This is a genomic window from Pseudarthrobacter sp. R1, assembly GCF_024494415.1.
Taxonomy (GTDB): domain Bacteria; phylum Actinomycetota; class Actinomycetes; order Actinomycetales; family Micrococcaceae; genus Arthrobacter.
This window is the reverse complement of record NZ_JAMKFI010000011.1, coordinates 18,600-37,413: the sequence shown is the minus strand read 5'-3', so window position 1 is coordinate 37,413 and position 18,814 is coordinate 18,600. Positions and strand designations below refer to the sequence as shown.

The 18,814-nt window shown below is 67.2% G+C and carries 17 protein-coding genes; 8 read left to right on the top strand and 9 right to left on the bottom strand.

The genetic code is table 11. The annotated features are described in order from the left end of the window. Window positions 1-37 precede the first annotated feature (37 nt). Both M8J71_RS21090 and M8J71_RS21085 read left to right on the top strand, forming a co-directional pair. Window positions 38-2,113: a penicillin acylase family protein gene (locus M8J71_RS21090; RefSeq protein WP_256249794.1), complete on the top strand. Its 2,076-nt coding sequence runs from the start codon at window positions 38-40 to the stop codon at window positions 2,111-2,113. Next, window positions 2,110-2,706, top strand: a complete 597-nt coding sequence (locus tag M8J71_RS21085) for a GNAT family N-acetyltransferase (protein WP_256249793.1) — start codon at window positions 2,110-2,112, stop codon at window positions 2,704-2,706. Before M8J71_RS21090 ends, M8J71_RS21085 begins: the two co-directional genes overlap by 4 nt. 16 nt (window positions 2,707-2,722) lie before the next feature. Here M8J71_RS21085 and M8J71_RS21080 read toward each other — a convergent pair whose 3' ends face one another. The 4 genes from M8J71_RS21080 to M8J71_RS21065 form a co-directional block, all read right to left on the bottom strand. Next, entirely contained in the window at window positions 2,723-2,902 is a 180-nt protein-coding gene (locus M8J71_RS21080) for a hypothetical protein (RefSeq protein WP_163166144.1), read from the bottom strand. Between the two features lie 50 nt (window positions 2,903-2,952). After that, window positions 2,953-3,723, bottom strand: a complete 771-nt coding sequence (locus M8J71_RS21075; RefSeq protein ID WP_256249790.1) for a hypothetical protein — start codon at window positions 3,721-3,723, stop codon at window positions 2,953-2,955. Window positions 3,724-3,902: 179 nt separating this feature from the next. Beyond that, window positions 3,903-4,946: an NAD(P)-dependent alcohol dehydrogenase gene (locus tag M8J71_RS21070; protein ID WP_256249788.1), complete on the bottom strand. Its 1,044-nt coding sequence runs from the start codon at window positions 4,944-4,946 to the stop codon at window positions 3,903-3,905. Between the two features lie 129 nt (window positions 4,947-5,075). Next, on the bottom strand, window positions 5,076-6,323 hold the full coding sequence (locus tag M8J71_RS21065) for a multidrug effflux MFS transporter (protein WP_256249787.1): 1,248 nt from the start codon (window positions 6,321-6,323) through the stop codon (window positions 5,076-5,078). Between the two features lie 142 nt (window positions 6,324-6,465). On the opposite strand from M8J71_RS21065, the gene M8J71_RS21060 reads away from it, so the two are divergent. Further along, window positions 6,466-7,359, top strand: coding sequence for a helix-turn-helix transcriptional regulator (locus tag M8J71_RS21060; RefSeq protein ID WP_256249786.1), 894 nt, complete (start codon window positions 6,466-6,468; stop codon window positions 7,357-7,359). A 39-nt stretch (window positions 7,360-7,398) separates the two neighbouring features. Here the strand turns inward: M8J71_RS21060 and M8J71_RS21055 are convergent, their stop codons facing one another. Beyond that, window positions 7,399-8,532 carry a PQQ-dependent sugar dehydrogenase gene (locus tag M8J71_RS21055; protein WP_256249785.1) on the bottom strand — a complete coding sequence of 378 codons (1,134 nt, stop codon included), beginning with the start codon at window positions 8,530-8,532 and terminating at the stop codon, window positions 7,399-7,401. 473 nt (window positions 8,533-9,005) lie between these two features. Between M8J71_RS21055 and M8J71_RS21050 the strand changes: the two genes are divergently transcribed. From M8J71_RS21050 to M8J71_RS21035, 4 genes are read left to right on the top strand one after another with little or no spacing between them, the layout of a single operon-like run. After that, window positions 9,006-10,121: an ABC transporter substrate-binding protein gene (locus M8J71_RS21050; protein WP_256249784.1), complete on the top strand. Its 1,116-nt coding sequence runs from the start codon at window positions 9,006-9,008 to the stop codon at window positions 10,119-10,121. Then, the gene (locus M8J71_RS21045) at window positions 10,118-10,981 is read left to right on the top strand and encodes an ABC transporter permease (RefSeq protein WP_256249783.1); all 864 of its coding nucleotides are present in this window, start codon (window positions 10,118-10,120) and stop codon (window positions 10,979-10,981) included. The genes M8J71_RS21050 and M8J71_RS21045 overlap by 4 nt, the downstream gene beginning before the upstream one ends. After that, the gene (locus M8J71_RS21040; RefSeq protein ID WP_256249782.1) at window positions 10,957-11,763 is read left to right on the top strand and encodes an ABC transporter ATP-binding protein; all 807 of its coding nucleotides are present in this window, start codon (window positions 10,957-10,959) and stop codon (window positions 11,761-11,763) included. Before M8J71_RS21045 ends, M8J71_RS21040 begins: the two co-directional genes overlap by 25 nt. A 27-nt stretch (window positions 11,764-11,790) precedes the next feature. Continuing rightward, window positions 11,791-13,170: an LLM class flavin-dependent oxidoreductase gene (locus M8J71_RS21035; protein WP_256249781.1), complete on the top strand. Its 1,380-nt coding sequence runs from the start codon at window positions 11,791-11,793 to the stop codon at window positions 13,168-13,170. Window positions 13,171-13,288: 118 nt separating this feature from the next. Here M8J71_RS21035 and M8J71_RS21030 read toward each other — a convergent pair whose 3' ends face one another. The 4 genes from M8J71_RS21030 to M8J71_RS21015 all read right to left on the bottom strand — a co-directional run bounded on the left by M8J71_RS21030 (window position 13,289) and on the right by M8J71_RS21015 (window position 17,960). Continuing rightward, a complete protein-coding gene (locus M8J71_RS21030) occupies window positions 13,289-14,182 on the bottom strand; it encodes a DUF817 domain-containing protein (protein WP_256249779.1) in 894 nt (297 codons plus the stop codon). Next, a complete protein-coding gene (locus tag M8J71_RS21025) occupies window positions 14,175-14,969 on the bottom strand; it encodes an oxygenase MpaB family protein (protein ID WP_256249778.1) in 795 nt (264 codons plus the stop codon). The genes M8J71_RS21030 and M8J71_RS21025 overlap by 8 nt, the downstream gene beginning before the upstream one ends. A gap of 87 nt (window positions 14,970-15,056) precedes the next feature. Next, window positions 15,057-16,670 carry an amidohydrolase gene (locus M8J71_RS21020; protein WP_256249777.1) on the bottom strand — a complete coding sequence of 538 codons (1,614 nt, stop codon included), beginning with the start codon at window positions 16,668-16,670 and terminating at the stop codon, window positions 15,057-15,059. Window positions 16,671-16,676: 6 nt separating this feature from the next. Further along, complete coding sequence (locus M8J71_RS21015) at window positions 16,677-17,960, bottom strand: MFS transporter (protein ID WP_256249775.1); 1,284 nt, start codon at window positions 17,958-17,960, stop codon at window positions 16,677-16,679. A gap of 181 nt (window positions 17,961-18,141) precedes the next feature. On the opposite strand from M8J71_RS21015, the gene M8J71_RS21010 reads away from it, so the two are divergent. Then, window positions 18,142-18,750 (top strand): TetR/AcrR family transcriptional regulator, encoded by a 609-nt coding sequence (locus M8J71_RS21010; protein WP_256249772.1) that lies wholly within the window; start codon window positions 18,142-18,144, stop codon window positions 18,748-18,750. Window positions 18,751-18,814 lie beyond the last annotated feature (64 nt).

The following is an 18,814-nucleotide window of genomic DNA, read 5'->3' as shown; positions in this document are numbered from 1 at the left end:
CTGACTGTGCGCCCCACTCCCCTGCCGGACCCCGCCCATGCCGGCTGAGACGTTCCGGGACGCCTGGGGAATTCCCCATTTCCGGGCGGACTCCGCGGAGGAACTGGCCTTCCTGCAGGGAAGCAACGCCGCAACTGACCGTTCCTGGCAGATCGAAGTGGAACGCTGGCGTTCCGAGGGCAGGACCGCCGAGCAGCTGGGCGCCGAGGGCCTGCTGTGGGACCGGTTTGCCCGCCAATCAAGGATCGACGACACCGCCCGCCGCAGCTTCGCCACCCTGGACGCGGAGACCCAGCGCTGGTGCACGGCGTATGTGGACGGCGTCAACCAGGCACTGACGGACGGCCGCCGGGACGCGCAGGAGTTCCAGGACACCGGGACCGCTCCGGCGCGCTGGGAACCATGGACTCCGCTGGGCGTCTTCCTGGTCCAGCACATCCTCTTCAGCACCTTCCCCAATAAGCTCTGGCGGGACCACGTCGCCGCTACCCTCGGCACGGACGCTATGGGACTTTTCAGCATCGAGGCTCCGGTCTGGGCCGGCAGCAACGCCTGGGCCGCAGCCGGCAGCCTCACAGCTTCCGGCTTTCCAGTGATCGCCGGGGACCCGCACCGGCTCATGGAGCTGCCCGGGGTGTACCAGCAGGTGCGACTCGCCTGCCCGGAGTTCGACGTCGTCGGGCTGGCCTTTCCGGGCGTCCCCGGGCTGCCGCACTTCGGCCATACCGGAACTGCAGCCTGGGCGGTCACCAACGCGATGGCGGACTACCAGGACCTCTACACCGAACAGCTTCGGCACACCGGCGACACCCTGCAGGCGCTGGGGCCGGACGGCTGGGAGCCCGTGCCGGTGAACCACCAGGAGGAGATCCTGGTGCGCGGCGGCGCCGCAGAAACTGTGGACGTGATCGAAACCGCGCGGGGCCCGGTGATTTCCGGCGGGCCCGACGGCGGGGCGCTAAGCCTGCGGACGCCGTCGCGCTCCGCCGGGGTGCTGGGGTTCGAGTGCCTCCTTCCGCTCCTTCGGAGCCGTTCGGCGGCCGGGGTGGAAGCGGCGCTGGGATCCTGGGTGGAGCCCGTCAACTGCGTGCTGGCCGCGGATTCCAGCAGGGACGTACGCCACATTGTTGCCGGCAAGGTGCCTGTACGGAACAGCGAGAACCGTGTCCGCCCTGTTCCTGCCTGGTCCGCAGACCACCAGTGGACCGGCGGGTGGGTGGACCTGCCCCGGTCAGCCGTGGATGCGCTTGCCGTCAACGCCAACGACCGCGATTCCGGCGGCGGAGACAGGACCGGACTGGAATTTGCCCCCGTCCACCGGGCACGGCGCATCCGGCAATTGCTCGAGGAGGCCGGGCCAGCGCTCGACGCGGACGCGATGCAACGCATCCAGATGGACACCCTGCTCGGCTCGTGGCCTACCTTCCGGACGCTGCTGGATGGGCTGGATCTGCTGAGTGGCCCTGCCGACGGGCTGCGTCTGCGGCTCCTGGGCTGGGACGGCCAGATGGACGCCGACAGCAACACGGCAGCAACGTTCTCTGCCTGGCGTTCCGCGCTGGTCCTCGCGCTGGCACAAAGCCCCGCCCTGGAACCCTTGACCGCGCCGCACGGCCGCTCGCCCCTGTTCGCGCCGTGGCTGCACCCGGCGGCAAGGGTGGGTTTTGCCGTCGAAACCATCCTCGCGCAAGGTGACCAACACGGCGTCGTCGTCGGCGCAGCGGCCCGGCAGGCGCTGGAGGAAGTGGCTGCAGCACCGCCGGCGGGAACCTGGGGAGCTAGCCACATCCTGCTGCCGCTGCACGCGGTGTCGGACTACCCGTCGTTGGGGGCCGTGGCGCCCACGGTGCCGCTGACTTCGTTGTCCGGCGACACCAACTGCGTCCTCTCCACGGAAAGCCTGCCAGGTGTCACGGACGGGTCCTTCCGTGGGCCCGTGGCACGCTACGTCTGGGATCTCTCGGACAGGACGAAGAGCCGCTGGATCGTCCCGTTCGGCGCCTCCGGAGACCCGGACAACCACCATTTCGCTAGCCAGCTGCCGCACTGGGCAGCCGGCGAACTCATTCCCGTTGTCACTGACTGGGACCAGCTCACCAAGGAGAAATCATGACCGGCGCTGATACAGCTCTCCCCCTCGCAGCAAGAAGCGCGGTGTTCGAGGAGCAGCTCGCGGGCCTGGGCCGCCTGCGGCTCGTCGTGATCGCACCCGAGGCGGACGCAGACCTGATATACAGCTGGGTGCGGGAGGAACGCGCGCAGTTCTGGGGCATGGGCGCCATGACCCGGGACGAAGTGCGGGACATTTACCTTTTCCTCGACAGCCTGGATACGCACCACGGGTTCGTGATGGTGGTGGAGGACCAGCCTGTGGGGATTTTCCAGACGTACGAGCCACTGCACGATCCCGTGGGCGAAGCGTATCCGGCCCGGCCGGAGGATACGGGCATGCATCTTCTTCTGGCCCCCGCGGCACAACCGGTCCCCCACTTCACGGCCACCTTGCTGTCGGGGCTGATCCGGTTCCTCCTGACGGACCCGTCGAAGGACCGCGTCGTGGCGGAACCGGATGCGCGGAACAGAAAAGCGATAGGGCGGCTTGTGGGCTACGGCTTCGAGCCAGGCCCCAGGGTGCAGCTGGCAGAAAAGGAAGCCCAGCTGGTGTTCCTTACGCGGGAGAAGTTCGAGTCACGCCCGGCCGGATAAGGCCCGGTTGCGGCACCTATTCCTCGCCGTTGTCTTCGGCTTCCAGGTATCTCGCCATGGCTTCGCAGGCCTGATTCCAGCGCGCGTTCAGGGCGTGCCGGTTCAGCGGCGAGAACATGCCGTCGAGGACTTTTTCCATTGCGTCGTAGGCGGCGTCCCGGGCCCGTTCCTGCGCCGCCGGGCTGTAATAGTTCATGCCGGTAATTCGTTGTCAGGGTGGGCTCGGATGGCGGAAACCGGATGTGTTTAACCGGCCGGCCGCAGCGACGTGATCATCCGCCTGATGTCCTGGTACTCCGGGGTGTCCATGTATTTGCGGGCCTGCTCCAGGTACGGCAGCGACTCGGCACCGGGCGTCACGTTGTTCTCCGGGTTGAAGAAGGCACCGAACATCGCCGCGGTGGGCGGCCACGTGAAGAAGTGGAAAATCGGACATGCCGAGCCGCCGGTGGGAGCTTCAACGGTGGTGATGCCGTAGGCGGCAGCAGGGGTATCGGCGGGGCCGGGGGCTGTGGCATCGCCGCGGGTTTCAAACACGTACCGGGGCACGTCGCCGTTCTGGGCCAGCGCCGGGAGTTCCTGCGTCTCAAACTCCGAGAAGGGATACTTCTCAGTGCAGGTGGAACCGGTGGCCATGTTGGTCCGGAGGGTGGCCAGCGGCTTTCCTGCTTCATTGGTGACCTCCGCGAAGGCACCCCCGCCTTCCGGAAGCTCCCCTGCCGGGTCCCGTACGCTCCACTCCGCCGGCAGGTCAAACGCGAGCTGCCCGTCCGCCGTCGTAAAGGTCATCCATACCGTCCCCTCGGCGGGCGGCTTCGCGGTCGCGGTGGCCGTCGTGGTGGCCTGGCCGGCCGGCGGGGTCGAGGTGACGGAAGGGCTGGGGGCAGCGGACGTGGCGGGGGCGGTGTCCGTCGCCCCCGGGGTTGTTGCCGTCGGCGGCCCTGCCTGCGGGCCGCAACCGGCCAGCACCACAGAAACCAGAATCATCGCGGGAAACAGTCCGCCGGACCTACGCATGGCACCCTCCCGGGGCTAGGAAAACCTTTCCTCCAATTGTGGAACCAGGTACAGGTTTCGGGCCGGGCGCTGAGCTATTGGCGCCGAACCGTTGCGCCGAATAACAGAAGAGTTTTGGAGCTTTAACGCACGACGGCGGCCCGCCCCCTGGGGAGCCGGCCGCCGTCGAACGCGTTTTGTTATGAGAGCGTGGCGGTGTCGATCACGAAGCGGTAGCGGACGTCCGAGGCCAGGACGCGCTCGTAGGCGTCGTTGATCTTCTCAGCGGGGATGACCTCGATCTCCGCCCCAATGCCGTGCTCGGCGCAGAAGTCGAGCATCTCCTGGGTTTCGCGGATCCCGCCGATCATGGAACCGGCGAAGGATCGGCGGCCCGTGATGAGGGCGAAAGCGTTGACCGGGAGTGGTTCGGCGGGGGCGCCGACGTTGACCAGTGCGCCGTCGAGGGTGAGCAGCTGCAGGTAGGAGCTGATGTCAATCGAAGCGCTGACGGTGTTGATGATCAGGTCGAAGGTGCCGGCGAGCTGTTCGAACGTGCCCGGATCGCTGGTGGCGTAGTAGCTGGCCGCCCCCAGGCGCAGCCCGTCTTCCTGCTTCTTCAGCGACTGGGACAGGACGGTTACCTCCGCACCCATGGCGGCGGCGAGCTTGACGGCCATGTGGCCGAGGCCGCCGAGGCCGACGACGGCAACCTTCTTGCCCGGGCCGGCGCCCCAGCGGCGCAGCGGGGAGAACGTGGTGATACCGGCGCACAGCAGCGGGGCCGCGGCGTCGAGCTCGATGCCTTCGGGGATCCGGACCACAAAATCTTCGGTCACGACGACGTGGCTTGAGTAGCCGCCCTGGGTGATGGTTCCGTCGCGATCCACTGCGCCGTAGGTACCCACCATTCCCTTGAGGCAGTACTGCTCTTCGCCCTTCAGGCAGTTGGCGCATTCGCGGCAGGAGTTGACCATGCAGCCGACGCCGACGCGGTCACCCACAGCGTGCCTGGTGACAGCGGAGCCAACTTCGGTGACAACACCGGCGATTTCGTGGCCGGGAACCAGCGGGTACTGCTGCGGGCCCCAGTCGCCTCGGACGGTATGGATGTCCGAGTGGCAGATGCCGGCGAACTTGATCTCGATCAGGACGTCGTGGGGGCCCACTTCGCGGCGTTCAATGGTGGTCGCAAAAAGGTCCTCTGTGGCGGACGGGGATGCATAGGCCTTGACGGTGGTCATGGTTCTCCTGTGGTTTTTGGGGGGATTACTGAATGCTACAGGGTCGATTAACATCAAACCCCGTGCTGGGGAGGCGTAGCGAGGGCCCTGCTGAAACGGGTTATGGCAGAACCCCCTTCAACCGCCCTCCTACTCGTCATCTCTGATGCCCGCTGGGGCACCTGCGGGTTGCGGGCGGGCCAGGACAAGGAGTCCGAACAGGGAAAGCAGCGCTCCGCCGATCATGAGCAACGCCATGGGCACGGCTGTGTCCGAGCCGCCCAGTCCCGCTATCGGAGCGACGACGCCGGCTGTGGTCCACTGGACGAGTCCCAGCACGGCTGAGCTGGTGCCCGGGTGTTCGGGTACTTCGGCCGAGGCCAGGGCGCCGCCGTTGGTATTAATCAGGCCTTGGGCCACCATAAGAGCGAAAAAGCTGCCCATCGCCACCAGCAGCGGGGTGGCCCACCACAAAGCCCCGGCCAGCATGGCGGCTCCGGCAGCCAGGGCGATGATTTGCCCCACGAAGATGACCTTCCGGGTAGAGACACGGCCGGCGAGCCGTGCCGAGACCAACGCTGCGAGGGTCATGCCGCCCGCGTTCGCCGCGAACACGATTGAGTAGGCCACGGGCGACAGGCCGTTCATGTTCTGCAGGATGAACGCGGACGTTGCCACGTAAGCGAATAGGGCGATGAAGGCCGACGACGCCACCACCACGTAGCCAACGAACCGGCGGTTTGAGAGCACGGCCTTCGCCGCGCGGCCGAATTCCCCCAGCCCGCCTGCGTGCCGCTTTTCCGGCGGCATCGACTCCGGAACGATGAACAGCGCACAGAAAGTCATCAGGATGCCGAGGGCGGCCAGCGACCAGAAGGTCATCCGCCACCCGGTCAGCTGGAGGATGACGGCTCCGAGCAGTGGGCTGATGATCGGGGCCACGCCGCCGATCCCCATGACAAGGTTCAGTACCCGGACCAGCTGCGGCCCGTGGGCCAGGTCAACAATGACGGCGCGCCCGATGACCATCGCCCAGCCACCGCCGAACCCCTGCAGGAACCGGGCCAGCATCAGGATCCAAACATCCGGTGCCACGGCGCACGCGACCGATGCGACCGTCATGAGCACTGTTCCCGCGACCAGCGGCATCCGCCGGCCGCGCTGGTCGCTAAAGGGCCCGCCCACCAGCTGTCCGAGCCCCATCCCGGCAAAGAACGTGGTCAACGTCAACTGCACGGCGGACGCGGTGGTGCCAAACTCTTCGGATACACGCGGGAAGGCCGGAACGTACATATCGGTAGCGAGCGGCGCCACGGCCGTCAGGAAGATGACCGTGGCAACCAGCGTGGCCGGGACGGTGCCGGCCGATGGCCCGCGGGTGGTTGCAGTGGGCAGCATGGGTTGGTGCTCCAGCTCGTTGATGGCTAAAAAGGGGGGTATCTCCATCAAACCGGCAACGGGCGCGGGTAGCGAGGGCCCTGACGTAACGGGTTCTGGCAGACCCTCCTTAGGGTTTGCGGTTTCGTCGTAACGTGTCCGTATGGATAACCGAGCCGAGGTCCGGCAGTTTCTTTCTACCCGCCGGGGGCGCATCACACCGGAACAGGCGGGTATCGAACCGTACGGCGGCCGGCGGCGCGTGCCGGGACTGAGGCGCGAAGAAGTGGCCAGGCTGGCCGGGGTCAGTGTTGACTACTACACCCGGCTGGAACGCGGGAATCTCACCGGGGTTTCCGACAGTGTGCTGGACGCCATTGCACAGGCGCTGGAGCTGGACCGCGCTGAACATGACCACCTCTACGACTTGGCCCGGGCGGCCAACACGTCAGGACGCAAGCGTGCTGCGAGCGCAGCGGGTTCCGTCCCGTCCGGGGTGCGGCCCGAACTGCAGTACCTCCTGGACACCATCACCGCCGCGCCGGCCTTCATTGGCAACAACCGGATGGATATCGTGGCCGCCAACGCCCTGGGCTACGCGTTGTACTCCGACATGTACCGCGGCACGGCACGGCCGGCGAACCATTCCCGGTTCATCTTCCTGGACCCCCGCGCGCACGATTTCTACACGGACTGGGACCGGGCAGCCAATGTCAATGTCGCCATCCTGCGCCGCGAAGCGGGCCGCAGCCCGCACGACAAGGGCATTGCCGAGCTGATCGGCGAGCTGTCCATGCGCAGTGACGAATTCCGTACGCGCTGGGCGGCACACAATGTTCGCCGCCACTACGCCGGCACAAAGTTTTTCAAGCATCCTGTGGTGGGACTCCTCGAGCTGAACTATCAGGTCCTGGGGCTGGAAGAGGATCCCGGCCATACCCTGACGGTCTACCCCGCCACGCCGGGCAGCCCCTCCGAGGAAGCCCTCAAGCTCCTCGCCTCGTGGGCTGCGACCGAGAACATCGTCGAGACAGCCCAAGCCCACGCCCGGAGCTAAACACCAGGCGCTAAAGCCCCAAGCTGCCCTTGCCCAGCGCTATGCCAGGGGAACGGCGAGGATCCGGTCATCCCCGGGCCGTGGGTCACCGCGGCCGTCGGTGTTGTTGGTCATGAACCACAGCTGCCCGTCCGGTGACAGTGCCACGTCGCGGATGCGGCCGTACTCCCGGCTGTAGTGGTCGGTGAACGTGGTGGGATCCGAGACGGGAATCGACCGCAAAACCTGTCCCCGGAGATTGGCGATGAACAGGGTGCCGCCGGCGTGGGCCATGCCGCTGGGACTCGCCGTGCCGGGCTGCCACTGCTGCACGGGATCCACAAAACCTTCCCGGCCCGCAATCCCTTCCACGGTGGGCCAGCCGTAGTTGGCGCCAGGCCTGATGACGTTCAGCTCGTCCCACGTGTTCTGCCCGAATTCGGTGGCGAACAGGGTACCGTCGTCCGCCCACGCCAGGCCCTGCGGGTTCCGGTGCCCGTAGCTGTACGTCAGGGAGCCCGGGAAGGGGTTGTCGGCCGGAACCTCACCGTCGGGAGTCATACGCAGGATTTTTCCGGCAAGGGAATCCCTCTCCTGGGCGCTGGTGCGTTGCTGTGCGTCCCCGGCCGTCACGTACAGCATGCCGTCGGGACCAAAGGCGATCCGGCCGCCGTCGTGAGTACTCGCGGCCGGAATCCCTGCCAGCAGTGTGTCCGGCTGCCCAAGCGAGAGAGATCCTGGTGTGCCGGTCACGGCATAACGCTGGACCCGGTTGCCGTCCGACGCCGTCGAGTAGACGTAGAGGTCACCGCCGCCACCTACCGCGAGGCCCAGCAGTCCTGATTCTCCCCGGCCAACCACGCCCTCAACGGTCCCGATGGGCCGCGCAGACCCGTCCGGCGCGAGTTCGAGAATGCGCGCACTGTTCCGCTCACTGACCAACGGCGTTCCGTCGCGGAACACGACGGACCACGGCGCGGCAAGGCCAGTTGCGACAGGCTGCGGCGTCCCGGCGATCATGGCTGGGGCCGTCCGGGCTGGACTGGCTGTGGCAGCGGCCGGGGCGGACGTAACCGGAGCCGAGGACGACGGGGCAGGGAACGTAGCTGTGGGCGACTGCGGCGGGGTTGCTGTGCAGCCAGCCAGGAGGATACCCGTCCCAATGGCAGCCGCGGTAAGGGTCCGGTGGCGCATGCGCTTCTCCTAACGAGTCGTTCCAGTCACATTAACCCCCGTTGCGGATCATGGCGCCCGGTTTCCCGGTTTGTCCTCCTGATGGCGCCGTAAGTAGCGCCGTTTCCTCCCGTTTCGCTTCCGTTGCGCGGTGCTGGCGAAGGCATTGAAGACCGTGCTTAGGTGTTTCCACGGCACACGCCAGGCCGAGCGCAACACACACACTGACAGTGAACAGGAGGACCGATGCATCCATCCAGCCGTCCGCAAGGCACCCGCACTTTCGGTCCATGTTGCCTCCGCCGAATGTGCACCTATTCCCTGGTTTCGACACGCTCAACCACCAGCCGCTGACGTAGCACCGCAGCATCACCGCACCACCGCCACAGCCTCCGACGGCGGCACGCACCTCCTTCCCTTTCCCCGGCTATCTGGGTCCTCCGGCGCTTCGTCGCGCCCTGATGCCCACATACCGTCCCTTCGAAAGGCACAGCATGTCCCCCGCAGCATCCTCCCCGCCCCAACAATCCTCCAGTGGTGCCTTCACCCGGCGGCGCGCCCTGGGCGCACTCCTGGTGATACCCGCTGTCGGCCTCCTCACGGCCTGCGGCGGAACCGCCACGGCCGGCAACCCATCCAGCCAGGCGTCCTTCACACCGCTTGCCACCTCCGTTCCCGCCGGCACCACCATCAAAGTCGGTGATCCCAGCATCCGGGTTGCCTTGGAACTGTCCGGGCTGATCAAGGACCTGGACGGAATCAACGTGGAGTTCGCCAACATCTCCGGCGGACCCCAGACCACCGAAGCGTTCCGGGCCAACGCCCTGGACGTTGGCTCGGTGGCGGATATCCCGCCGATCCACGCAACATGGACCGGCCTGGACGTCCGGATTATCGCCAGCGCCTACCGGCAGGACGCCGTCAACCACCCGCTGTACGAACTCGGCATCGCCCCCGGCTCCGGCATCGCAAAGCTGGAGGACCTGCGCGGCAAGAAGGTGGCGTACAGCCCGGGCCAGGCCCAGGGCGCGCTGGTCCTGCGCATCCTGGAAAAGGCCGGGCTCGCCCAGGATGACGTCAAGCTCATTGAGCTGCCCAGTACGGGAGACGCCTACTCCTCCGCGCTCTCCAGCAAGCAGGTTGACGCGGCACCGTTGGGCGGCGTCCAGATCAAGCGGTACCTCGCCAAGTACAAGGCCGACGGCGCCACCACCCTCCGCCACGGCCTCCGTGACGACCCGGGGCACCTGTACTCCCCCGCCAAGGTCCTGGCCGATCCCGCCAAGGCCGCCGCCCTGGCCAAATACGTGGAAGCGTGGGGCAAAGCCCAGCGCTGGATCGAGGACCACCCCAAGGAATGGCTCGAAGGCTACTACATCAAGGACCAGGGACTCTCCGCCGAGGACGGGCAGTACCTGATCGACGCCGCAGGCAAACGGGACGTTCCCACCTCCTGGACCGAGGCCATCGAGCGGCACCAGCAGACCATCGACCTGCTGGCCAGGGAACAGAAGAAACCGCAACTGAAGGCGGCGGACCTCTACGACGCCCGCTTCGAGGCCATCGCCGGCACCGCCTTCGCCGCGGCCGGAAAGGGCGGTGCAGCATGAGCGCGGCCCCGGTCCTGGAACGTCCAGCCGTCGAGCCCCACCTGGACCCGGCCCTCGCAGCACGCGAGGACGTCCGGCCCACCGGCAGGAGGCTGGGCCCCGGACGACGGCGGCGCCTGGCCTGGCTGCTGGGACCCTCCGCCCTGCTGGGGCTCTGGACAGTTTCTTCCGCAACAGGGCTGCTGGACCCGCGGATCCTGTCCGAGCCCTGGACCGTGGTGGCCACCGCCGGCGAACTGATCGCCGACGGCAGGCTGCAGGAAAACCTCGCCATCTCCGCCCAGCGCGCCGGCCTCGGGCTGTTGTTCGGCATCGTGGTGGGTGCGGTGCTGGCCCTCCTCGCCGGGTTGAGCCGCGTGGGTGAGGCGCTGATCGACGGGCCCGTGCAGATCAAGCGCGCCATCCCCGGCCTGGCCCTGATTCCGCTCCTCATCCTGTGGTTCGGCATCGACGAAACCATGAAGGTCCTCACCATCACCCTGGGCGTCTTCGTCCCCATCTACCTGCAGACCCACGCCGGCCTGCGCGGGATCGACCTGCGCTACGTCGAACTCGCCCAGACGGTGGGGCTCGGCCGCGCCGCCTTCATCCGCAAGGTGGTCCTCCCCGGCGCGTTGCCCGGGTTCTTCCTGGGCCTGCGCTTCGCCGTCACCGGAGCCTGGGTGTCCCTGGTGGTGGTTGAACAGATCAACGCCACCAGCGGCATCGGCTACATGATGGAGCTCGCCCGCACGTATGGCCAAACCAACATCATCGTCCTCGGACTGGCTGTCTATGGCATCCTCGGCCTCCTGTCCGACGCCGCCGTCCGCTTCATCGAACGAAAGGCCCTCTCATGGCAGCGCACCCTGGCGGGCTGACCGCCGTCGCTTCTTCAGGCACGGTACCGTCCGCCGTCGGCTCCTCCTCCGGCACAGCCCCTGCAACCGGTGCCGGCAACGCAGTTTCGGTCCGGAATCTGATCCGCAGCTTTGGCCCGAAAGGCGTCCTAAACGGGGTGGACCTGGACATCGCTCCCGGCGAGTTCGTGGCCCTCCTCGGCCCCAGCGGCTGCGGCAAAAGCACCCTGCTCCGGGCCCTCGCCGGGCTGGACCACGACGTCCGCGGCAGCGGTGTGATCAGCGTCCCCGAACGGGTGTCCGTGGTGTTCCAGGATTCGCGGCTGCTGCCGTGGGACAGCGTGCTGGGCAACGTCACCCTGGGCCTGCGGGAGCACGACGCCGGGTCCCGGGCACGCAAGGCCCTCGCCGAAGTGGGGCTCGCCGGCAGGGAAAAATCCTGGCCCCACGAGCTCTCCGGCGGCGAGCAGCAGCGCGTGGCGCTGGCCCGGTCCCTGGTCCGCGAGCCGCAGCTGCTGCTGGCGGACGAGCCGTTCGGAGCGCTCGACGCCCTCACCCGGATCAGGATGCACGGGCTGCTCCAGGACCTGGTGGCCGCACACTGCCCGGCCGTCCTGCTGGTCACCCACGACGTCGACGAAGCCATTGCCCTCGCCGACCGGATCGTGGTGCTGGACCGCGGCCGCGTTGCCACCGTCCGCACCGTAACGCCGGAGATCAGCACCGCAGTGGATGCCGCCGGCCACGAAGCCCTCCGCCGCGACCTCCTTGCCGACCTCGGCGTCATCGGCGCCTCCCACTAACCTAACCCTCAGCTAAAGGACCATCCCATGACTTCCGAAAACCCCACCCGCAACCGGCCGCTCCACCTCAACGCGTTCCTGAGGAGCACCGGACATCACGAGGCGTCCTGGCGGCTGCCGGAGAGCGACCCGCACTCCAGCACGGACATCGAGCATTACAAGCAGCTCGCGCAAACCGCCGAGCGCGGCAAGCTGGACTCCATTTTCTTCGCCGACTCCCCCGTGCTGTTCGGCGAGGTGGGCCGCCGCCCCTCGGGCAAGCTTGAGCCCACCGTGCTCCTCACCGCAATTGCCGGCGCCACCGAGCACATCGGACTGATCGCCACCGCCTCCACCACCTACAATGAGCCCTTCAACCTGGCCCGCCGGTTCGCATCGGTGGACTGGGTCAGCGGCGGCCGCGCGGGGTGGAACGTGGTCACCACCGCCGGTCCGGACGCAGCACGCAACTTTGGCGTGGACGACCAGCCCGCCCACGCCGTCCGGTACGAACGTGCCGCTGAGTTTCTCGAGGTGGCCCAGAAGCTCTGGGACAGCTGGCAGGACGATGCCGTGCTCGCGGACAAAGCCGAGGGCGTGTGGGGCGATGCCGGCAAGATCCGCGTGGTCGATCATGAAGGCAAGCACTTCAAAGTCCGAGGGCCCCTGAATGTGCCCCGTTCCCCGCAGGGCCACCCGCTGATCGTCCAGGCCGGCTCGTCGGAGGACGGGAAGGACCTCGCCGCACGGTACGCGGACGCGGTCTTCACCGCCCACCAGACGCTTGCTGATGCAAAGGCCTTCTACCGGGACCTCAAAAAGCGCACCGCCGCCGTCGGCCGCGATCCCGAAAGCATCAAGATCCTGCCGGGCATCGTGCCGGTCATCGGTGCCACGGAAGCGGAAGCCCTGGAGCTTGAGCGGGAGCTGGACCGGCTGATTAAGCCGGAGTACGCGCGGATCCAGCTGGCCAAGACACTGCGGGTCTCCCCGGAGGACCTGCCCCTGGACCGCCAGCTGCCGGACAACCTGCCCAGCGAGGACGAGATTGAGGGCGCCAAGAGCCGCTACACGCTGATCGTCCAGTTGGCGCGCCGCGAAAAGCTCACGGTCCGCCAGCTCATCGGCCGGCTGGGTGGCGGCCGCGGGCACCGCACCTTCACCGGCACCCCGGTCCAGGTGGCGGACGCCATCCAGGAATGGTTCGACGGCGGCGCGGCGGACGGCTTCAACATCATGCCGCCGGTGCTGCCCTCGGGGCTCGAGACGTTCGTGGACCAGGTGGTTCCCATCCTGCAGGAACGCGGCCTGTTCCGCACGGAATACACCGGCAGGACGCTGCGGGAGCACTACGGCCTGGAACGCCCCGCAAACCGCTACGCCGGCGCGGGCGCAGGGGAACTGGCATCGATCGGACCGGCGTTGTGATGGCCAGGCAGCTGGATCGACGAGACCGTCCCGCCCAGCACGAGGCTGAACCATGGCGACGCCGCCGGCTATCTGATCCGCTGCTGCGCCGCCGGACCCCCCTGCCGCGTTATTGAAATTAGTAAGCAACCTTACTTTGAGCGGCGGGCTCCGTTTCTTCCACTGCCTTCGGCGGTTCGGGCTTGTACACCCAGGCCACCAGCACCACGGAGATGATCATCAGCAGGAACCACGCCACCAGCTTCTCCAGGCCCACCGGCTGCCAGCCGTCCAGCTGACTGGGGTAGAGCCAGGCACCGGACCAGGTGGCAATGTTCTCGGCGATCCAGATGAACAGCGCCACCAGCAGGAACGCAATCACCAGCGGCATCCGGTGGTGCTTCCGGAACACCCTGAAGTGCATGACGCACCGGCCAAAAACGGCGGCGACGGCGGCCAGCAGCACCCAGCGCGCGTCCCAGAGGTAGTGGTGGGTGAAGAAGTTTAGGTAGATGGCGGCGGCGACGACCGCCGTTATCCAGCGCCGCGGATAGCTCGCGAATTTGAGGTCGAAGAGCCGGTAGACCCGCACCATGTACGAGCCCACGGCGGCGTACATAAACCCGCTGAAGAGCGGGACCGCCCCGAGCCGCAGTACACCCTCGGCTTCGTAGGACCAGGAGCCGACGTCGGTCTTGAACAGCTCCATCACCGTGCCCACCAGGTGGAACAGGATGATGACCCGCAACTCCCTGAGGGTCTCCAGTTTGAATACCACCATGAGGACCTGGATAGCGACGGCGGCCAGGGTCAGGAAGTCGTTCCTGGCCAGGCCGGCGTGGTCCGGGTACCAGAGCCGGGCGGCCATCAGCACTGCGAGGAGGGCGGCGCCGAAGATGCAGGCCCAGCCCTGCTTGAGGCCGAAGACAACGAACTCGGTGAGCTTGGGGCGGATGCGGCTGGCCGGGGCACTTTCGAGGAAACGGCGGGCGCGCTCATCGAGGCGCTGCTCCAGCGGGGTGGAACTACGCATTCACTGCCCGGCGCGGGGACGATTCCAGTTCGTTGAGGCAGTAGTTCTTGAACCAGTGCCGGATACCCTGCGGCAGCTTGGGGTAGGTCACGGCGAGGACTTTCATGGTGCGGTGGAAGCGGCGCTCATGGCGGCCGCTCCACGGCAGGCCGAAGTCCTGGCGCAGCTGGTCCGGAAGGAGACCGGCCGTGAGGAACCTGGCGAATGGCATGATCGCGCGGTACCACAGTGCTGCACGCTTCGGGTAGAGAAGGCCGCGGCCCACACGCACAGCGGCGTCGCTGGCCCGAAGGTTTGCCATGCGTTCTTCGTAGTAGCGGTTGAACTCTTCACGGTCCTTGGGCCATTTGCCCGGCGGAAGCTGCAGGGCCGTCCCGAGCCTGGCGTAGTCCTGGTACATGGCATCGGCGGATTCGTCGTCGAGCGGGCCGTAGATCTTTTCGATGATGGTGAGGGCCGTGTCGTACAGCGTTGCCGTCACCCACAGCTGCAGCTCCGGGTCGTAGGCGTTGTACCCGGGTGATGTGTCATCGGCATCCCGGCGGACAGGTATGTGGGCGCGGTTCACCCGGCGGCGGACCTCCTTGACCTGCTCCTCGGTCCCGTAGGTGACGGCGTATACATATGTGAGGGTGCCTTTGAGCCGATTGATCGGGCGGTCCGTGAAGGTGCTGTTCTCGGCGACGCCGCGGCCCACCGCCGGATCGGCAAGCTGAAGCAGGATGGCCCGTCCCGCCCCCGCCAGCAGGATGCCCTCCGCGTTCAATTCGGCAAGTTCTCGCGCCATCTCAACAGGGTACCGGAGCGCGCCGGGTGGCGGGATGGGAGCTGCCGCAGGAACAGCCCCTCACCCCGTCGATATCAGCTGGCCGAGTCAGGCCACGTACTCCGTCCGGCCGCCAACAACGGTGCGCAGTACGCGGGCATTCAGCAGTGATTCCTCGCCGTCCTTGAAAGGATCGGCGTCGAGCACGGTGAAGTCCGCAGCGAGGCCAGCCGCCAGGCGGCCACGGCGGTCCTCTTCCATGACCGATGCCGCGGCATCGCGGGTTGCGTGCGTGATGGCCTCAGCCAGGGGACGGGCGAAATGCGGATTGTTTGGCGGAAAGGACGGGTCCAGGGCCGACTGCCTGGTTGCGGCGACGAACATGTTCTGCAGGGCCTCGTACGGCGCGGTGGGGGCGTCGGTGGAAAAGGCCAGGAGGGCGCCGGCCGCCACGTATTCGGGCCAGGCGAAGCTGCGGTCCGGCCGGTCGTCCCCCAGCATCGCCACCCAATTGCCGTAGATGGCAGGGTCTGCGTGGACAGGCTGCATGGACGCAGTGACGCCGAGCCGGGCCATCCGGGCAGGTGTCTCCGGTGAGGCGTATTCGAGGTGCTCGATGCGGTGGCGGCGGTGGCGTGGGCCATTTATTTCTGCGGCACGCTCCAGGGCATCGAGGGCAATATCACTGGCGTGGTCCCCGATGGCGTGCAGGGCAACCTGCAGCCCGGCCGCATCGGCGGCTGCCACCACCGGATCCAACTGCTCAGGGGACCAGATGGGACCGGCCTGCGAACCGTCCGCGTAGGGCCGGTTCATGGCAGCAGTGCAGGCGTCGATCACACCGTCCAGTGCCAGCTTGATGCCGGCCACGCGCAGCCACTCGGTGTTGACGTCCCTGGCCAGGAGCACGGCCCGTTCCACCTGCGCCAGGTTATCGGCCTCGTCGCCGGTGTTGTGGATGAACCAGTGCGCCACGACGCGGATCGGCAGCCGGCCGCCGCGCCGCGCTGCCGCACGGAGGAACGCCGCCAGGTCGAGTTCCCCCAGGGCCATGTCCACTGCTCCGGTCACCCCGGCGGCCAGGTAGGCCGCAAGGGAACGTTCGACGGCGGCATCCCGGTCAGCGTCCGAGGTCACCTCCCCCAGGAACGGCCACACAAACTGCTGTGCTGCGGTCTCGTACAGCATCCCGTCCGGTTCGCCCTGGCCGTCCCGTCCGATGCGTCCGCCGAGTGGATCAGGGGTGTCCCTGGTAATGCCCAGTTCCTTCAGCGCGGCCCGGTTCACCCAGCAGGAGTGGTAGTCGTTGGCATCAAGATAGACGGGCACGTCGGATACTGCTTCGTCGATCATGGCCGAGGTTGGTGCTGCGGGCAGCGAGTCGAACAGCCAGCCCCTGCCCAGGATCCGCGGGGCACCCGGGTCGGTGGCCCGTGCGGTGCGCAGGCGTGCCTGTATCTCAGGCAGGGTTCTGGCATCTGTGAGGCCCACTTTCCCCAGTGCCTCGCCGAGCATCATCACGTGCGTGTGCGCGTCGATGAACCCCGGCAGCACCAGCTTCCCGCCCAGGTCCACCACCTCTGCGGCGTCACCGGCAGCCGCAGCGGCGGAGGCATCGCTGCCTACATGGGTGAGTTTGCCGGCGTCGGTAACGTACGCTTCAGCCCAGGGGGCAGACTGGTCGGCGGTGAACACGCGGGCGTTGCGGTAGAGCACGTTCATGGGGTTTCAGACTCCTGCAGTTCGGATGGTGGCGATGTCGGATGAGTTTGGAGTGGTTGCGGCGTGTTCCGCCTCGACCCGTGACGAGAGCCTGGCGATGAGCACGGCGGGAACCAGGAGCACCAGGCTGAAGCCGGCGAGCACCCAGCCGAGGGCGGGAAAGCCGAACGCCTCTCCGATCCGGGCCCCAAACATCGGCGCGAAGCTGGATCCCACCAGGTAGACCCCCAGCACGGGGCCGGACCAGCGGCCGCTGGCATCAAGGGCGGCCGCCGTGGCGATGAAGAACATAAAGGCAACGGCGTACACCGTGTTCCAGGCGATCATGGTGACGAGGAAAATGGTGGGGTCGTCGGTGAGGCAGGCGGTCAGTTTCAAGGCGCTGCCGAGAACCAGCAGGATGCCCAGCGGGAGCGCCCGGCCCAGCCTGGTTCCCAGGAAGATCAACGCGATGGCGGCCAGCAGCCCTCCTGCGGTGGACGCGCTCAGCACCAGGCCCAACTGTTCCTCCGTCATCCCGGCCTGGGCAACACCGATGGCTCCGGACATCGCCCAGAGTGAGTCTTCGCCCACTGCCCAAAGCGCGAAAATTGCCAGCAAAGCGAAGCCTGCAACGGTAATGGTCCTGGTGGTGATGGTTCCGGTGGTAACAGCTCCCCCGGTGGCAACTGCCGCCGTCGTACTCGGCGCCGGTGACGCGCCCGGCGTGCCCTCGTGTCCCTCTGGCGCCTCAGCCATCGGCAGCCACCCGGCGGTGAACAGCAGCACGAGGGCAAGCCCGGCCACGAAGCCGAAGGCACTCCCCATCCCGATGCCCACCGCAGGGATAACTGCCAGCACAACCGTGACGATGGCACGGTTTGCCAGTCCGCTGATACCGGACGCCCGGTTTGGGTTGCGGAGGGCGGCCAGTGCTGCCCCGCCGGATGCCACGGCACCGCCGGCCCCAACGCCACCGGCGATGATGCCGACGATGGACGCGGCGGGAGCCAGGTCCAGGGCGGCGAGGCCGAACCCCGCCGCCGTCACGGCCAGCCCCAGCCGTGCCACGAGGTAGCGCCCGCGGCCTTCTGTGAAGCGGGTGACCAGAAGGCAGGCGATAGCCGTGGCCAGGAGGCAGGCGGTCATGAGTGTTCCGGCTTCCGTCGCGCCCACGCCGAGGGAGTCCTGGATGGCGAGGATCATAAACGGGACGAGGTTGGCGCTCATAAAGCCAACGACGCCGATTCCGAACGTGGAGACGGCGCGTTGTGTGGTCAGCGGAAGCCGCTGCGGTTCTGGCTGGGTCATTGGATGTGTCCTTTGAACAGGAATTTGCGCGGTGCAGGGCCCGGCGGCGCTCCGTTGCGTCCTCCGTGCTTGCTGCCGACACCGGCAGCGTCCGCTAAAACGAATGGCGTTCGTTTTATTATGCATGTGACGTGGATCAAAGGGAAGAGTCCATAGACTGGCATTTGACGAAGGGAGCCCCATGCCACGGCCCAGAACCCCGATCCTGTCGGTGGACCGGATCGCCGATGCCGCCATCGAACTGGTGGATGAAGGGGCCGGCTTCGGCGTCAATGCCCTCGCCCGCCGTCTTGGCGTCACGGCGTCGTCCCTGTATAACCACATCTCCGGGCGGGACGAGATTATCGAACTGATGCGCGCGCGGCTGGCCACGCAGTCCATCCCCGATGTTCCGGAGGATGCCGGCTGGCATGAGGTGGTCTCGCTGATTGTCCGCGGCCAGCGGGAGATGTACGCGGCCCATCCGTTCGTGGTGCCGCTCATCGTGGGTAAGACCATTACCGACCCCGGGGTGATCACCGCCTACGAGCGGATGGCATCGGCCCTTATCACCGGCGGGTTCCCCGACGACGACGTGCTGACGATCATCGCAGTCATCGATTCCTTTTCCCTGGGTGCCGGCCTGGACCTTGCAGCCCCCGACGACGTCTGGGAACCGACAGAGTCCGCCGCCACTTTGTCGCGGCTGCTCAAGGCATCCGGCCACGGGCGGGAACGCAGCGACCGGGCTTTCGAGACCGGCCTTCAGCTCCTCCTCGACTCGCTTCGGATGCGTCTAACCACTGGCTGACGGTGCGCCGGCGGGCCGCCTGCGTCGAAATCGTAATCAGGGCCGACCACTGCCAAATCTGGGA

What these genes read in the sequence shown, in the direction of transcription:
- M8J71_RS21060 (WP_256249786.1), top strand. Translation starts at nt 6,466, where the DNA reads ATGGATAACCGAGCCGAGGTCCGGCAGTTTCTTTCTACCCGCCGGGGG.
- M8J71_RS21020 (WP_256249777.1), bottom strand. Translation starts at nt 16,670, where the DNA reads ATGAACGTGCTCTACCGCAACGCCCGCGTGTTCACCGCCGACCAGTCT.
- M8J71_RS21070 (WP_256249788.1), bottom strand. Translation starts at nt 4,946, where the DNA reads ATGACCACCGTCAAGGCCTATGCATCCCCGTCCGCCACAGAGGACCTT.
- M8J71_RS21025 (WP_256249778.1), bottom strand. Translation starts at nt 14,969, where the DNA reads ATGGCGCGAGAACTTGCCGAATTGAACGCGGAGGGCATCCTGCTGGCG.
- M8J71_RS21035 (WP_256249781.1), top strand. Translation starts at nt 11,791, where the DNA reads ATGACTTCCGAAAACCCCACCCGCAACCGGCCGCTCCACCTCAACGCG.
- M8J71_RS21030 (WP_256249779.1), bottom strand. Translation starts at nt 14,182, where the DNA reads ATGCGTAGTTCCACCCCGCTGGAGCAGCGCCTCGATGAGCGCGCCCGC.
- M8J71_RS21055 (WP_256249785.1), bottom strand. Translation starts at nt 8,532, where the DNA reads ATGCGCCACCGGACCCTTACCGCGGCTGCCATTGGGACGGGTATCCTC.
- M8J71_RS21090 (WP_256249794.1), top strand. Translation starts at nt 38, where the DNA reads ATGCCGGCTGAGACGTTCCGGGACGCCTGGGGAATTCCCCATTTCCGG.
- M8J71_RS21085 (WP_256249793.1), top strand. Translation starts at nt 2,110, where the DNA reads ATGACCGGCGCTGATACAGCTCTCCCCCTCGCAGCAAGAAGCGCGGTG.
- M8J71_RS21040 (WP_256249782.1), top strand. Translation starts at nt 10,957, where the DNA reads ATGGCAGCGCACCCTGGCGGGCTGACCGCCGTCGCTTCTTCAGGCACG.
- M8J71_RS21080 (WP_163166144.1), bottom strand. Translation starts at nt 2,902, where the DNA reads ATGAACTATTACAGCCCGGCGGCGCAGGAACGGGCCCGGGACGCCGCC.
- M8J71_RS21010 (WP_256249772.1), top strand. Translation starts at nt 18,142, where the DNA reads ATGCCACGGCCCAGAACCCCGATCCTGTCGGTGGACCGGATCGCCGAT.
- M8J71_RS21065 (WP_256249787.1), bottom strand. Translation starts at nt 6,323, where the DNA reads ATGCTGCCCACTGCAACCACCCGCGGGCCATCGGCCGGCACCGTCCCG.
- M8J71_RS21045 (WP_256249783.1), top strand. Translation starts at nt 10,118, where the DNA reads ATGAGCGCGGCCCCGGTCCTGGAACGTCCAGCCGTCGAGCCCCACCTG.
- M8J71_RS21050 (WP_256249784.1), top strand. Translation starts at nt 9,006, where the DNA reads ATGTCCCCCGCAGCATCCTCCCCGCCCCAACAATCCTCCAGTGGTGCC.
- M8J71_RS21075 (WP_256249790.1), bottom strand. Translation starts at nt 3,723, where the DNA reads ATGCGTAGGTCCGGCGGACTGTTTCCCGCGATGATTCTGGTTTCTGTG.
- M8J71_RS21015 (WP_256249775.1), bottom strand. Translation starts at nt 17,960, where the DNA reads ATGACCCAGCCAGAACCGCAGCGGCTTCCGCTGACCACACAACGCGCC.